This window comes from Vibrio sp. SCSIO 43136, from assembly GCF_023716565.1.
In the GTDB taxonomy this organism is placed as follows: Bacteria; Pseudomonadota; Gammaproteobacteria; order Enterobacterales; family Vibrionaceae; genus Vibrio.
Window position 1 is genome coordinate 1,034,187 of record NZ_CP071849.1, and the last position, 13,521, is coordinate 1,047,707.

Below are 13,521 nucleotides of genomic sequence, written 5' to 3' on the forward strand. Positions count from 1 at the left end.
GATGCCGCCGCATACCACCTGAAACACTAAAACCAACGCATAGTGAAAATGCCACGCGTTGCGAATCCCTCTTGAACAGTTTGTTAACTGGCAGCCTCAAAGTGGATAAAAAACATGACAAGATCCACGTCATTCGCTTTTGACAACGTATAGTCTTCACCTACGATATTGGAAACAGCAGACTTCCAGAAACTTAGTGCCCCTGAGTTTTCCAAAAGAATTCGGATTTGCCATTTACCCGGAAAAGCTCTAACGACTTGCTCCAAAACAAGCTTTCCTACGCCCTGACCTTTAAACTTACGTAGAACAAAAAATTGGGCAACGTCGTAAAGTGTTAAGTCACTAGGGTAACGACGAATCAGAACAAAACCTGCGAGTTCGTTATTCACCTTTATGAAATATGGAGTATGATCATCTCGATTCCAATAAGGGTCGAACTTTGAGACATCATACCCTCCGAACGTACCATCTTTAGCTGGATTCCATTTCATATACTCTGACATGTCGTATACGTAGTAGCAGAACAAATTCTCAAGTACATGCCGCTCTTCTCGTTCTATTTTTACTAGCTGAACTTCCATTTTTCTCCTTGCCAGTTAACGCCCTGTTAAGGTGTGAGCAACGCAATGCCGAAGCCGCTGCATACCACCTTAAACACTAAAACCAACGCATAGTGAAAATGCCATGCGTTGCGAATCACTCTTGAACAGTTTGTTATGCGTAATTTTTGACGCACTTTGTCATTGCTGTTTCCGAGATTGACAAACCATCGATTCGATATTGATCGTTGAACTCTCCAACAACATTGAACCCTGATTTTAAGTAGAGGTTCTTTGCCGGGAAATTCTCTGACAATACACAAAGATCAAGCCAGTCAATTTCAGCTTTTTCTTGGCAGAAATTTATAACAGCATCAATGAGTCTTTGACCAAGACCTTGCTTCCGGCAAGAAACATCTACGCCCATACCCAATAGAACTCTGTGAGAACGGCTTCCATTACAGTGGTGGCGAAGATCAATATGACCTTTGATATTTCCAGAAATGTCTTTTACAACCCAAAGTTTTCTCCAACCTAAGTCGCCAAACTGATGAGAAAAGCCTTGGATAAACTTATCTTTTGTTGTTTCTGGAATTTCACTTTGCTCTCTGGAAATTGGCTGGAAAAGAGGAACTTCTCCATTACCATTTTCAGACAGCTGATTTTCTAGATACACAAAGAATGAATCTAAATCCGATTTTTCCGCTTCTACTACTTCCATCTAATTCTCGGTACTCCATCGATTACGCATAACGCCTTGCTAAGATGCGGCTAACACCACTGAACCCAAGCAAAGCCACCGTAATCACTAAACTCAACCGAACCAAAAATGCCAAAGGTTAGCCGTCATTCTTGAGCAATTTGTTATGTGGCGAGACAGTGCGACGCACCTAAAGGCCGGGTGGCAAGGTGTTGATTTGGAATACATTACTAAACCCTACCACCGAAGTAAAACGGACAGCTGCCCAAGTTGAACTAGGCCGATAAACGCACTTGGCAATGAAGCGACATTTGACGATGTACCCGCACCAGCTGCGCTCACATGGCAAAGGATACTTTCACTGAAGCTGACCCCAGCGAGCACAGAAATCGGGGTTAGAGGACGGACACCCCACCACAAAGAAACAGCGTACTTGAACAGAAGGCTCATGATGACTAAAAGGTGAAAAGCACTAACGCAGGACTCAGTACCCTTGCGCCGAGCCAAGCTAGAAAATATGAACTAAAACAGCCACATAACGCCTGCTTAAGCGGCTGCCAATGCACAACACTCAAACAGACCACCGTAATCACTAAAGCCAATTCGAACCAAAAATGCCATAGGTTGGCAGTCCACTTGAAGCATTTGTTAGTTTGCCAACCCACCCTAAGCTAATGGCTGGGTACCAAGATGCTGATTTAAAATACAATACTTAAACCGTATGCCGTTGTAAACGGACAGCTGACCAACTTGAACACAAGGCACAAACGCACGTGGCAAAGAAGAGACAATCGCAAAATTTTGCGAGCAAACACTGTGACAAAATGGCAAAGGATACTTTCACTGTTGCCAACAACAGCACCAGTAAAGCCCTACTCTACCGACACTGTTTCAGCGAAAAAGAAGCAGCGCCTCCGAACACCAAACGAATGAAAGCTACAGTAAACGACGAGCTAACCACAAACACTTAAATCAAAGTGCCACCGGAAAGAACATAGCTTGGTGAATACGAACAGGTGAACACCCGAAAAAATGAACTAAGCTCTTATTTGGATTGGCTTTTTCCAACCGCAAACTAACGCCTGCTTAAGCGGCTGCCAATGCACCGCACTCAAACAGACCACCGTAATCACATAAGCCAAACCGAACCAAAAATGCCATAGGTTGGCAGTCCGACTTCAAGCACTTGTTAGTTTGCAAACCCACCCTAAGCTAAAGGCTGAGTGCCAAGGTGCTGATTTAAAATACAATACTTAAACCGTACACTGTTGTAAACGGACAACTGACCAACTCGAACACACCGCACAAACGCACTTGGCAATGAAGAGACAATCGCAAAACCTTCGACCAAACACTATGAAAAAATGGCAAAGGATACTTTCAACCATGCCAACAACAGCACCAGTAAAGCCCCTACTCTACCGACACTGTTTCAGCGAAAAAGAAGCAGCGCCTCCGAACACCAAACGAATGAAAGCTACAGTAAACGACGAGCGAACCACAAACACTTAAATCAAAGTGCCACCGGAAAGAACATGACTTGGTGAATACGAACAGGTGAACACACGGAAAAATGAACTAAGCTCTTATTTGGATTGGCTTTTTCCAACCGCAAACTAACGCCTTGCTAAGATGCGGCTAACTGCCACAAAACCTAAGCAAAGCCACCGTAATCACTAAACTCAACCGAACCAAAAATGCCAAAGGTTAGCCGTCATTCTTGAGCAATTTGTTATATGCTTGCGCCCTAGGTAGAAGAATTTCCTTGTAAACTGTTACCCCTATGGACACCGTAGATAGGGCAATAGCAAGTAAGGATAATGACATCGTTAGCTTAAATTTCTTATTTTCCTGCCGTAAATCAGCTAAAACCGACGCCAAATAGGGGAAGTTAACGCAATGCATGTCTTGGCCGACTTTCAAGGCAAAGAAGTGAACATTTGCACCATCATTATGCTTGTAGCCATATTTTTTCTCCAAGTGATAATAGAGTCGCCCAAAAATAACATCACCATCAACACCAAATTGGCTTGCTAACAAATCACAGTCTATAGGTACGTAAACCTTAGAAGCCCGGTTATTCTGACCATTTTCAGCCCAAGAAATAAACTCCTCGTAATAATTATTATAAATGAAGTTAAGCAACTCCAAGTCTGTTGGTGTTCTTTTTGTTTTCATAATGGTTGTACTAATATTCCAATTGCATATAACGCCCGCTTAACTTGCTGCCAACTGCACCACACTCAAATAGTCCACCGTAATCACAAAAGCCAAACCGAACCAAAAATGCCATAGGTTGGCAGTCAGGTTTAAGCGATTGTTATACGTTGTTGCGGTTGATAATCTCATTGCAAGCCTTAACGACATAGATGCGATAGTGCTCTATGATTTTAGCTAGTTCTTTATCAGCTCTTATTAGAAATTCTTCTGAGCACCGTGGGCGAACATGATTTAATGGCAAATGATCAGTCTCAGATGCTACAAGACCGAACACATGATATTCAGTATCCCAACACTGCCCATATTTTCTATCCCCAATATGAGTTAGAGCAATTATATTTTCTAAGTAGTTTTGATCTGTTTCAAGCAAGCTCTTTGCAAGTCTAGTTTCTTCTTCAGACATGTAATCCCCACCCAATACTCTAAAACGTATAACGCTTTATCTACCGCTTAGATCCGCAGATCTCTCCAACAAACTATCCGTAGAATATCCCATTTGAATCAAAATTTTCACCACTTACCCCACAAAATCAACTAGATAAGCAACTAGTACTCTAACTCAAACTTCACAATATGCAGCATTAGACCCAATATTAGTTTAATAACTAATCAAACCATAAATACTGGTTAAATAAACAGTTCTTTGTGAAACTCTATGTGCAGTACCAACAACCCAACATAGACCATTACCTGACGACTAATCCTTATACTTAAGCGGCTTCACCACCTGGTCTAACCCTTCTATCTTGAGCGCTAGACACAATTGAAGTAACTGGCCTAGCTCTCCTTCAGGAAATCCCTTTTTATCAAACCAAAGAAGGTATTCTTCTGGTAGGTCAATCAACACTCGTCCTGCGTATTTACCAAACGGCATTTGGGTACGAGCAAGCTTTAATAGGTTTTGTTTGTCTAACATGGTGTAACTCTGTGATTTTGAAGAGCCTAGTCTAACGAGTGGCGTTCGTCAGGTATAGATAGATTGCGTTATCCAAGCAAAGTAGCCGCCTAAAGCTGTTGATTTTACGTACAATTCACTTAAACAGAGGTTGAGCTTAGCGTGCCACACTCGTAAAATACTTCCCAATAAGAACATATCGGACGTGTCTATGAGAAAGCGAATTCTGCCTATCCCTCTAATTCTATTGATTCCTATCCTACTTTTAATTGCTGTCGTTGTCGCAGGGACATACCGCCTTAACACTAGCCATGAAGAAATTGCGGCTAAACAAGGTCGATACGTAAAATCAGATCAAGAAGGCAAAGCGGTGATGCTGCACTTGTTTAGCCTCAAAGATGCTCAACCTTGGCGTGTTGCGATTCCAGATACCATGGCGAGCGCCATGCTTACTGATATCCCAGATATGGCAACTAATACTGTGGCCCAAGGTAATTATCGTAATGGACCAGAAGTAGGAACGGTATCTTTGGATTACTCACAACTATTGGTATTGTATTTCAAAGACCAGCCAAGTAGCCAAATGACGTTTGTTGCGCCTTACTCGGTATCGAACCAAGGCAGTGGTGTATTTTATTACCTCGGGTTGTTTAGACTCGACCACCAGCATAAGAAAGTCGATCAATTGGATTACCAATTACTTGGCGATCGCATTCAAAACTTGGCGTTAAGCCTAGATCACCCATTTGATGTAACCCAATCCATTATTGCTAGCTTCAAAAAACACAGTGATAAGCAAGCAATGGCTGAATCTCCGTCTGAACAAACAAGTCTAACGATTCATTCCAGCCCGACAACACTTGAATAGCACTACCCACAACATCTGATTCGGGGATATGACCCTAAGAGTCATATCCCGCTTTATCCTTCCACCTCTGGAATGGCAAATGCGTTCGTCGTTTTGCGTTGGTTCAGTTATAACTAGCCACTAGCTAAATAGCGCTATGCAGTTTTCTTGATCAAAGTACCAATGCACATACGAGGCAATGCAATTTTTATAACGCCAAACCACATCACTTTGTTTGCCTCGCTGGGATATTGAAGTTGCGATAACCTCTTCTTCACTTTGTGCGACCGAATAATGAAACGTATGTCCGCGTATCAATTTACCTTCAATATCGGCTTCAACAATGCCCAGCGCAGCAAGCTGTGATTGCATCTGTCCACGAATATTTAATGCACCACACATTGGTTGAGTATTACCATCTATGTCCATAAGCGACTGACCTAAAAACAGCATCCCACCGCATTCGGCAACACAAGGTTTGCCTGCTTCTATATGCGCCTTAATTTGTAGGTGTAATTGGCTTAGTCCAGACAATACCTCTAGATGAAGCTCTGGATACCCTCCAGGTAGGTACAAGCCATCACAAGTCGGCAACGGGTCTCCTGCTATAGGGGAAAAGTAACTAATTTTCGCCCCAAGCGATTCAAGAGTTTCTATATTGGCTTGATAGATAAAAGCAAAGCTCTCATCCTTTGCTACAGCAATCGTTTTGCCTGCTAATGAACTATCAGTGGGTAAAGGCTCAACGCTATTAAACGGCTTGGCTGCTGGAAGTTTAAAATTTGTACTATTAGCTAAGGTTTCAGCGGCATGGTCTAACCTTTGTTCTAAATCATCGAGTTCTTGGGCTTGTACGAGTCCTAAATGGCGTTCTGGAAGGGTCATGTCTGAGTTTTTAGGTAGCCATCCACAAAACTCCACGTCCCCCAAAATACTCTCTTTAAGCATTTCTGCATGTCCTTGCGAGCCAACACGGTTGGCAATCACGCCATACAAGTCAACATCATCTCGATAGGTAGCTAAACCGTGAACCAAAGCTCCAAATGTTTGAGCCATGGCCCCTGCATCTACCACCGCTAGCACGGGCAGATCGAATTTCGCAGCAATGCCGGCACTAGAGCATTGTCCATCAAACATCCCCATCACACCTTCTATTAAGATCAGGTCAGCTTCTTGTGCCGCTTGATAGAGACGGCGGCGACATTCTTGTTCTCCACACATCCATAGATCAAGTTGATAAACTGGCGCTTTACTCGCCGCAGATAGAAATTGTGGGTCAATAAAATCAGGGCCAGTTTTAAAAACTCGTACTTTCAAGCCTTTATTGACTAACGAACGTGCTAGCGCTGCTACCACGGTTGTTTTCCCGCTTCCTGATGAAGGGGCTGCAACAACCAACGCTGGGCAATAGGCGGTACTCATTGTCTTTCTCCTAGATTTTGTAGTGCTTGTTCTAACTGCTGCCAATGGGCTTCAGATTGAGGTAAACCGAACCTCAATGCGTCTTGTTCATCGGTCAGGCGTACTAAAACACCTTGCTGTGCTAACCCGTGATGTAGTTCTTTTGCCTGAACACTGCCCACCCGCCAAAATAGTGCCTGACCAGTTACTTCAGAGTGCGGAAAATATTGGCTAAGTAGATCCCCCATGCGCTCACTCAGACCAATCAGTGTTCTGCGATTCGAGTCTTGCCATGATTTATTCTTCAGAGCGTGTTTGGCAACGTATCGAGCAGGGCCAGACACCGCCCAAGGGCCAAGGATCGTTTTTAACGCTTCTCTCCAGCGCAACGAGGCAAACATGAAACCTACTCTGAGTCCTGCCAGTCCGAAAAACTTGCCAAGCGATCTCAAGACAATCAAATTGTCTGGAATATTATTGCCATGTAATTTGAGTAACGACGCCTGAGGTGTCATGTCCATAAAGGCTTCATCAACAACTAACAACGCATCGGGCTTTAACGATTTTCGCCAATGTTCAAGCTCTCTCGCATCAATTTTATGCGTAGATGGATTATTCGGATTAATTACCAGCACTACATCGGCAGTTGCCAACTGCTCGGCCGAGGGCTCAACTTGATAAAATTCACAATGGGTGTTTTTACACATCTGCCAAGCATGTTGATGCTCTTTATAACCCACAGATGGTAGAAGGACGTGAAGGCTTTCATGCTCTGTTGCAATCAACTCTGGCAGCGCTTGAATCGCCGCTTGGCTTCCTGCAATAGGCAAAAGTTGGTCACTGCAATAATAATTGGCAGCCGCCAGCTCTAAACCATCATCGTCTTCAGGCAGACGATTCCACACGGTTTCGGGAATCTCTGGAACTGGGTAAGTGATGGGGCTTACCCCAGTCGAAAGATCCAGCCAGTCACCCGCTGGGATTTGATATCGGTTAGCAAACTCTAAAAGCTTACCGCCATGATTAAGCATGTCTAAGTTCCTGTAACAACTGCAGCAAGAGCGAGCAAAACTGTGCACCACAGAAGATAGCTACGCTGAACCAATGTAATGGCTCTTTCGATGTCCCCTGCGCAAGCCAGCTCTCCCTCGCCCATGAAAATTTTGTCTTTGAGTTCACCGAAATAAACTGCAGGCCCACCAATTCGAACTCTAAGCGCACCAGCACCTGAGCACATTACTGGTCCTCCATTCGGGCTGGCACATAAATGCGCTTGAGAGCGCCAACAAGCAATGGCTGACTTTGACTCCCCCACTGCGACAAAGGTCATCGCCGTCAGCCTTGCGGGAATAGCTCCCAAAATGTCGTCTAACTTAGCCGCACAATAGCCAAAGCTTTGGTATTTGGCGTTTTTATAACCCCACATCGCATCTAGCGTGTTTGCCAAGCGAAACAGTATCGCTCCTGGTGCTCCAGCCACCAAAAACCAAAACAGTGCGCCAAATACGGCGTCATTGCTATTTTCCAGTACCGATTCCACCGTGGCAGATGTGATCTGATATTCATCCATGTCAGCAGTATTGCGACTCACTATCCAACCGACTTTCTCTCTTGCCTCGTCCATATCACCAACAAGCATTGGCGTAGAGATCCAACGAGCGTGCTGAGTGAGGCTCTTTCCACCAATGCATAGATATAATGCAACGGTTGAACTGAGCCAATAGAAAACAACGCTACTCTGTTCGAGCGCTTGAAAAAACACCCATGATCCAAGCGTTATCGGCACAACAGCGAGTAGCCAAGCGATCAATCCTAGCGATTTAGTCCGCTCTTTAACGGTTAGTAACCTTTCAATATAAGAGGCGAAGTTACCGAAACCAATCAAAGGATGATACTTCTTAGGCTCGCCCAAAAGTGCATCAAGCAATAGCGCTGCGACTAACATGATGACTAACGCTAAAAATGAGTTACTTTCGAATATCAATTTTTAATGTCCTTAGTCAGAACCCCTCCCAACCTCCGTCGGTTCGCCGGCCGCTTAGAAAAGGGAGAAGCACTAGGCCCTATTCAGAGCTTTCGATCACTCTTGCTTTACGACAAGCGTGTGAAAACGTCGGATCATACAACTTGGAGTCGACGAAATCTTTTTCGCCCAACACCTTGCTGACGATTATCATCGCTGTAGAACGGATCCCTGCCTCATGCATTTGTTGTGCAATCGTTTCGAGTGTGCCTTTTATGATCCGCTGCTCGGGATGGGATGCTTTCTCCACCACCGCAACAGGCCAATCTTGTGGGTAAACTTCCGAAAGCTCTCTGACCACTTTTCGAATTAACGTAGCACTCAAAAATAGACACAAGGTCGCTTCATGCGCTGCCAAAGATTTTAAGTTCTCTTTTTCAGGTACTGGCGTACGACCAGAGGCACGGCTCAAAATGATGGTCTGGCACTTTTCAGGTAACGTCAGTTCTTGTCCAAGTGCCGCAGCTGAAGCCTGAAAAGATGAAACTCCAGGTATCACTTTCCAATCAATGCCTAAGGCATCTAATTGACGAGTTTGCTCAGCCAAAGAACTGTAGATAGACAAATCACCAGTTTGCACCCTAGCAACATCTTGATTGGCTTCAAAAGCCGCTTGATAAACCTCGGTTAACTGCTCAAGATCCATGTCGGCAGAGTTATAAACTTTGGCATTCTTGTCAGCACGTTCAATCACGGCTTTTGGCACCAAACTTCCCGCATAGACCACCACTGGGCACGACTCAATTAGGCGAGCACCTTTAATAGTAATTAGGTCTGGGTCGCCGGGACCTGCACCAATAAAGTAAACTGTCATACGCTCACCTCGTTATTCTCTGAATCATGAATTTGAAGTGAATGCCCTCTTTTTTGGCCCTCTAATACCTCTCCATCCTGCAATTGATATTTGTTGGTGTAGCCTCGGGGAGTAACAATCCAGTCTTTAAGGCGGTAGCTACTGCTGTTACCAACTATCACCGCAGCATTCATCCCGAACTCTAACTCGGTAAACGAATCGAGCGTAGAAAGCATCACTTGTTGCTCGTCTCGGTATGCCGCATTGACCACTGCGACTGGTGTATCCGCACGTCGATGCTCTAGCAAAATTTTCTGGGCAGTTTTGATGTGCTCGGTACGCTTTTTCGAGCGTGGGTTATAGAAAGTGATAGCAAAGTCTGCCATAGCAGCGGCTTCAATACGCTTGCATATCACCTCCCATGGTGTAAGCAGATCTGATAGAGAAATCGTGCAGCTATCATGTCCCAATGGTGCTCCGACGAGAGACGCACAAGAGTTAGCGGCAGTGATACCCGGTATAATTTCCAGCGTGATCACCTCTCTTGCCTGAGGGTTCTGTTCTAAAAGTTCTAGAACTAACGGCGCCATGGCATACATGCCTGCATCCCCAGAGCAAACTAAAGCGACATTGCTACCTGCTACGGCAGCATCCAAGGCTTGCTTTGCTCTATCCCACTCTCGTGTCATGCCACTTTGAATCACTTCTTGCTCTGTTATCCATTCAGCCACCAATGCGACATAAGCTTTGTAGCCTGCCACGACATCTGCGTTAACGATGGCACTTTTTGCCGCTGGCGTAACAAGCTCCAAACTGCCTGGGCCTAGCCCTACAAGACTTAACTTAGCCATTTGTCACCTCAGGGGCACTTAAACGAATCAGTCCTTCACGGATCTGCTTGTCGATGATGGCTTCCAACTCTGGCATATCCAGCATACAGAATTTATCACCTTGGATTGGCTCAGCGATGCTCACGTCAAAGGCTTCGTCTAAATCGCCTTTTATCTGCTGCATATCGTTGACAAAGTGATTACCCGAGACCAGTAGCAGCGGGATAATTTTTACTTTGTTACTTTGAGTATTTGTTTGCATCTTTTTGATCAGTTGAGGTTTAAGCAAGCTAAACGGCCATGCGCCTTCAAGTGAGCAGGTAAAATTGCGGTCACAAAGCTTTGTCAACAAACAGTCAGCATAAGAAAGTGCTTGATGACCTGGATTGTCTAAAAGCGGCGCACCGTGGTGAACAAACAGGTTACAGCTTTCTCCATCATCAAAGCGTTGATGAAGTGCCCCAAGAAGATTGGTTGCCAATTGGCTGTGGTGCATAATGGCTGGCGTCTGTTCAATTTTTGAAAGTGAAAATTGCTTGAAACCATCAACGATCTTGGTCAGGTAGAGGTGTTCATCCGTTGGGAATAGGTACACAGAAACCACCAAGATGCGCTCAAAGCCTTGGGTATCAAGATCGGCCATCACTTGAGGCAATGATTGACACGCCTCCCCCTGCTTTTTCAGTTTTTTGATCACCATCTTAGAGCTAGTAGCAATACGCACATGTGTATCTGGGTACTGAGATTGCACATGATCTTGCAGCCTGCGATAGCGTTGCTGCTCAACGACCGAACCAAAACAGCTTAATACAATGGCCGTTCCTTGATTGTAATGACGTAGTCTTTTCATTTATAACTTCCTGAAATTATATGGATTCTGGTTTATTTTCGATAGGCGCTATGAATTCTGGCGCTAAATGCGATTGAAGAGGTTGTTTTTGCTTTAGGCATTCAAACAATGCCCTCCACTGGCTCTCACTAAACTGATCGATGCCTCGAACCCAAATTCCGTTGTTGGTTAACGTATCAGTTGTGGTTTGTTCGATGTTTCGGCTTGGCTGATAAACCACCATAGCCGCTCGGTTGCGACACGAACCTGCACAGTGAGTTCGGCTGATTTTGATGCGGTGCTCACCTTTATCTAAACCCATGGATTTCAATATCTGGCGTAATTCGTGTGCAAGATTGCGGCTGCCCTGCTGAGCACATCGAGCCCCTTCACAAATCAACAAGTGATAACGGTGATATAGCATTGGTCGATTAAGGTCGACGTGTTTCGGTTTGCATTGGTACCCAGTCACCACTTCACTGCCATGAGCATTGATGACACTTTTCTCACCTAACCAATGCTTCCACTTTTTGCTGGCTAAAGGCTCTTCATAAGCTTTACGACAACACGCTAAGGTCATGTTGTAGCCGTCGAGTTTAAATTTCCACTTTGCAGCCAGTAATTTGTTACGTTGTGACGCCTTTAATGCCGCTGCTTCTGCAACTGAAGAAACACCAGTCACCTTCTTAACGTAATCAGATGGATTCTCAATGCCTTCTAATCCATCCAATTCACTAGGTGCAAAAGTAGAAAAAGGGATTTGAGACGCTTGAGCATATTCAAGCAAGCCTTGTTCGTCGGCTTTTAGGTCGATACTTACCAACTGCTCAATGCTCATTCGCGATAAGTTAAACTGCTCTAAGAATTGAGTGATGCCCGTAGCGATAACATGTGCAGGCGTATTGCGGTCACAACCCACACCGAGAACAAGAGTTTTTGGACGCCAAAGTACTGACTTACTTTCCCAATCGTCAAATCCTTGCGGCTCTTTCTGATCGCTCACCAGAACCATGCCTTGCCAATCATCGCAACTCAGCTTGCTAAGATCAGGCTCGTTGGTTGATACGATATTGCTCGGCATGGCTTTTTTCTCAGCCCACCACGTTGGTTCACCACAATGTTGAGCAACCAATACAGGCTGCTCATTCACCACGGCCGCACTCACCTTGGTGATCGCTTGTTCGCATCTTGGGTCTAACTGCCAACCAAATGGTGCACCGAGCAAATCAACCGAAATCGTGCCTGCAACGTCTGAGGCGGTGGTGACGACTGGTGTTGCCGAAAGCACTTTTGCGACTCGATGGGCGAGCGCATTCGCACCGCCACGATGACCAGACAGCATTGGCACAACAAACTGGCCATGGTCGTCAACACAAAGCACGCCGGGATCGCTGCGTTTGTCTTCAAGCAAAGGGGCGAGCATTCGTGTCACTATTCCGGCAGCAAACAAACAAATATGGTGGTCATATTGCTTAAACTTGCTCGGCAAAAATTCAGACAGTGGTAATGGCAAGCTTTGTGCGTCAGGACATTCATCTCGTCCCACATTCGCCACATAAACATCAGCAAATGGAAACGCTTTAGCAAGACGGTTGGCCTGCTTAGCGCCGTTTAAAGTAATCGCATAGATGGCTATCTTCATGCGATCGCCTTAGTAGAAATCAATGTTTCACATTGCTGCGGCGTTGATTGCCCTCCAAGTACGCCCTTACGCTTACGAATCGAGATTTGAACCATCGAGAAGTAACGGTTCTCTTGTGGCACTTGGCGAAGGTCTGAATAGACCTCTTGCTTATCGGTAGTAGCATGAGATACATACGTTGCGCAGTGGAGTAAGCCTAACTTAGTCAACTGTTCAGTAAGCTTTGGAATCACTCGCCCAGCTTTGATCAACATAATGGTGTCGAACTCTTCAACCAGTCGATCTAAGCACGTAATGCCCCAAGTGGCTGGTACAACACAAAAGCGTTCTTGTCCATCAGCTAAGGGGATTTGGGTCTGGGAAGGGATCGCCGTGACCGAAGTGATGCCGGGAATAATTTCGCACTCAAGCTCCGGCAATAACTCAAGCAATTCTTCTTGTAAGTATGCCCAAGTGCTGTAGACCGACGGGTCTCCTTCAGTGGCAAAAGCTACGTCTTTGCCTTGCTTTAAGTAGGCCGCCAACTCATCTGCTGCTGCCTTCCACGCAGGCACATTGATGTTCGGGTCTTTCGTCATCGGAAAGTGCAAATAGATCAATGAACCTTGGTATTCTTGTTCATCCACAACGCCACTCACGATCTGTTTAGCAAACGAGTGGTGGCTGCCTTTATCTTTCTCAGGAAAGGCGACAAAATCAACGTTTTTAAGCACCCTAACCGCTTTCAATGTCAGGAGTTCACTATCACCTGTACCAACGCCAACGGCGTACATTTTTCCTAATTGCATGCTGCTTATTTCTC

General features: G+C 45.1%; 16 protein-coding genes. 3 read left to right on the top strand and 13 right to left on the bottom strand.

The window, feature by feature from the left end:
- Positions 1-83: 83 nt before the first annotated feature.
- Positions 84-581: a GNAT family N-acetyltransferase gene (locus J4N39_RS19600; protein ID WP_252024051.1), complete on the bottom strand. Its 498-nt coding sequence runs from the start codon at positions 579-581 to the stop codon at positions 84-86.
- Between the two features lie 133 nt (positions 582-714).
- Positions 715-1,260 carry a GNAT family N-acetyltransferase gene (locus tag J4N39_RS19610; RefSeq protein ID WP_252024053.1) on the bottom strand — a complete coding sequence of 182 codons (546 nt, stop codon included), beginning with the start codon at positions 1,258-1,260 and terminating at the stop codon, positions 715-717.
- Between the two features lie 803 nt (positions 1,261-2,063).
- Between J4N39_RS19610 and J4N39_RS19615 the strand changes: the two genes are divergently transcribed.
- Both J4N39_RS19615 and J4N39_RS19620 read left to right on the top strand, forming a co-directional pair.
- Positions 2,064-2,210: a hypothetical protein gene (locus tag J4N39_RS19615; RefSeq protein ID WP_252024055.1), complete on the top strand. Its 147-nt coding sequence runs from the start codon at positions 2,064-2,066 to the stop codon at positions 2,208-2,210.
- Positions 2,211-2,603: 393 nt separating this feature from the next.
- Positions 2,604-2,786, top strand: a complete 183-nt coding sequence (locus J4N39_RS19620; RefSeq protein ID WP_252024057.1) for a hypothetical protein — start codon at positions 2,604-2,606, stop codon at positions 2,784-2,786.
- 160 nt (positions 2,787-2,946) lie between these two features.
- Here J4N39_RS19620 and J4N39_RS19625 read toward each other — a convergent pair whose 3' ends face one another.
- From J4N39_RS19625 to J4N39_RS19635, 3 genes are all read right to left on the bottom strand, one after another.
- Positions 2,947-3,417, bottom strand: a complete 471-nt coding sequence (locus tag J4N39_RS19625; protein ID WP_252024059.1) for a hypothetical protein — start codon at positions 3,415-3,417, stop codon at positions 2,947-2,949.
- Positions 3,418-3,559: 142 nt separating this feature from the next.
- Positions 3,560-3,862, bottom strand: coding sequence for a hypothetical protein (locus tag J4N39_RS19630; RefSeq protein ID WP_252024061.1), 303 nt, complete (start codon positions 3,860-3,862; stop codon positions 3,560-3,562).
- A gap of 294 nt (positions 3,863-4,156) precedes the next feature.
- On the bottom strand, positions 4,157-4,375 hold the full coding sequence (locus J4N39_RS19635; protein WP_252024063.1) for a DUF3820 family protein: 219 nt from the start codon (positions 4,373-4,375) through the stop codon (positions 4,157-4,159).
- A 190-nt stretch (positions 4,376-4,565) separates the two neighbouring features.
- On the opposite strand from J4N39_RS19635, the gene J4N39_RS19640 reads away from it, so the two are divergent.
- Positions 4,566-5,222: a hypothetical protein gene (locus J4N39_RS19640; RefSeq protein ID WP_252024065.1), complete on the top strand. Its 657-nt coding sequence runs from the start codon at positions 4,566-4,568 to the stop codon at positions 5,220-5,222.
- A 120-nt stretch (positions 5,223-5,342) separates the two neighbouring features.
- Here J4N39_RS19640 and J4N39_RS19645 read toward each other — a convergent pair whose 3' ends face one another.
- The 8 genes from J4N39_RS19645 to cobI form a co-directional block, all read right to left on the bottom strand.
- Entirely contained in the window at positions 5,343-6,623 is a 1,281-nt protein-coding gene (locus J4N39_RS19645) for a cobyrinic acid a,c-diamide synthase CobB (protein ID WP_252024067.1), read from the bottom strand.
- Entirely contained in the window at positions 6,620-7,633 is a 1,014-nt protein-coding gene (gene cobD, locus J4N39_RS19650; protein WP_252024069.1) for a threonine-phosphate decarboxylase CobD, read from the bottom strand. The genes J4N39_RS19645 and cobD overlap by 4 nt, the downstream gene beginning before the upstream one ends.
- A 2-nt stretch (positions 7,634-7,635) precedes the next feature.
- Positions 7,636-8,586 (bottom strand): adenosylcobinamide-phosphate synthase CbiB, encoded by a 951-nt coding sequence (gene cbiB, locus J4N39_RS19655; protein WP_252024071.1) that lies wholly within the window; start codon positions 8,584-8,586, stop codon positions 7,636-7,638.
- Between the two features lie 79 nt (positions 8,587-8,665).
- On the bottom strand, positions 8,666-9,439 hold the full coding sequence (gene cobM / locus J4N39_RS19660) for a precorrin-4 C(11)-methyltransferase (protein WP_252024073.1): 774 nt from the start codon (positions 9,437-9,439) through the stop codon (positions 8,666-8,668).
- Positions 9,436-10,269, bottom strand: coding sequence for a precorrin-3B C(17)-methyltransferase (cobJ, locus tag J4N39_RS19665; RefSeq protein WP_252024075.1), 834 nt, complete (start codon positions 10,267-10,269; stop codon positions 9,436-9,438). Before cobJ ends, cobM begins: the two co-directional genes overlap by 4 nt.
- Positions 10,262-11,098 carry a sirohydrochlorin cobaltochelatase gene (locus J4N39_RS19670; protein WP_252024077.1) on the bottom strand — a complete coding sequence of 279 codons (837 nt, stop codon included), beginning with the start codon at positions 11,096-11,098 and terminating at the stop codon, positions 10,262-10,264. Before J4N39_RS19670 ends, cobJ begins: the two co-directional genes overlap by 8 nt.
- 16 nt (positions 11,099-11,114) lie before the next feature.
- A complete protein-coding gene (locus tag J4N39_RS19675) occupies positions 11,115-12,719 on the bottom strand; it encodes a cobalamin biosynthesis protein (protein WP_252024080.1) in 1,605 nt (534 codons plus the stop codon).
- Positions 12,716-13,507, bottom strand: a complete 792-nt coding sequence (cobI, locus tag J4N39_RS19680) for a precorrin-2 C(20)-methyltransferase (RefSeq protein ID WP_252024082.1) — start codon at positions 13,505-13,507, stop codon at positions 12,716-12,718. The genes J4N39_RS19675 and cobI overlap by 4 nt, the downstream gene beginning before the upstream one ends.
- Between the last annotated feature and the right edge of the window lie 14 nt (positions 13,508-13,521).

What these genes read in the sequence shown, in the direction of transcription:
- J4N39_RS19600 (WP_252024051.1), bottom strand. Translation starts at nt 581, where the DNA reads ATGGAAGTTCAGCTAGTAAAAATAGAACGAGAAGAGCGGCATGTACTT.
- J4N39_RS19610 (WP_252024053.1), bottom strand. Translation starts at nt 1,260, where the DNA reads ATGGAAGTAGTAGAAGCGGAAAAATCGGATTTAGATTCATTCTTTGTG.
- J4N39_RS19615 (WP_252024055.1), top strand. Translation starts at nt 2,064, where the DNA reads ATGGCAAAGGATACTTTCACTGTTGCCAACAACAGCACCAGTAAAGCC.
- J4N39_RS19620 (WP_252024057.1), top strand. Translation starts at nt 2,604, where the DNA reads ATGGCAAAGGATACTTTCAACCATGCCAACAACAGCACCAGTAAAGCC.
- J4N39_RS19625 (WP_252024059.1), bottom strand. Translation starts at nt 3,417, where the DNA reads ATGAAAACAAAAAGAACACCAACAGACTTGGAGTTGCTTAACTTCATT.
- J4N39_RS19630 (WP_252024061.1), bottom strand. Translation starts at nt 3,862, where the DNA reads ATGTCTGAAGAAGAAACTAGACTTGCAAAGAGCTTGCTTGAAACAGAT.
- J4N39_RS19635 (WP_252024063.1), bottom strand. Translation starts at nt 4,375, where the DNA reads ATGTTAGACAAACAAAACCTATTAAAGCTTGCTCGTACCCAAATGCCG.
- J4N39_RS19640 (WP_252024065.1), top strand. Translation starts at nt 4,566, where the DNA reads ATGAGAAAGCGAATTCTGCCTATCCCTCTAATTCTATTGATTCCTATC.
- J4N39_RS19645 (WP_252024067.1), bottom strand. Translation starts at nt 6,623, where the DNA reads ATGAGTACCGCCTATTGCCCAGCGTTGGTTGTTGCAGCCCCTTCATCA.
- cobD (WP_252024069.1), bottom strand. Translation starts at nt 7,633, where the DNA reads ATGCTTAATCATGGCGGTAAGCTTTTAGAGTTTGCTAACCGATATCAA.
- cobM (WP_252024073.1), bottom strand. Translation starts at nt 9,439, where the DNA reads ATGACAGTTTACTTTATTGGTGCAGGTCCCGGCGACCCAGACCTAATT.
- cobJ (WP_252024075.1), bottom strand. Translation starts at nt 10,269, where the DNA reads ATGGCTAAGTTAAGTCTTGTAGGGCTAGGCCCAGGCAGTTTGGAGCTT.
- J4N39_RS19670 (WP_252024077.1), bottom strand. Translation starts at nt 11,098, where the DNA reads ATGAAAAGACTACGTCATTACAATCAAGGAACGGCCATTGTATTAAGC.
- J4N39_RS19675 (WP_252024080.1), bottom strand. Translation starts at nt 12,719, where the DNA reads ATGAAGATAGCCATCTATGCGATTACTTTAAACGGCGCTAAGCAGGCC.
- cobI (WP_252024082.1), bottom strand. Translation starts at nt 13,507, where the DNA reads ATGCAATTAGGAAAAATGTACGCCGTTGGCGTTGGTACAGGTGATAGT.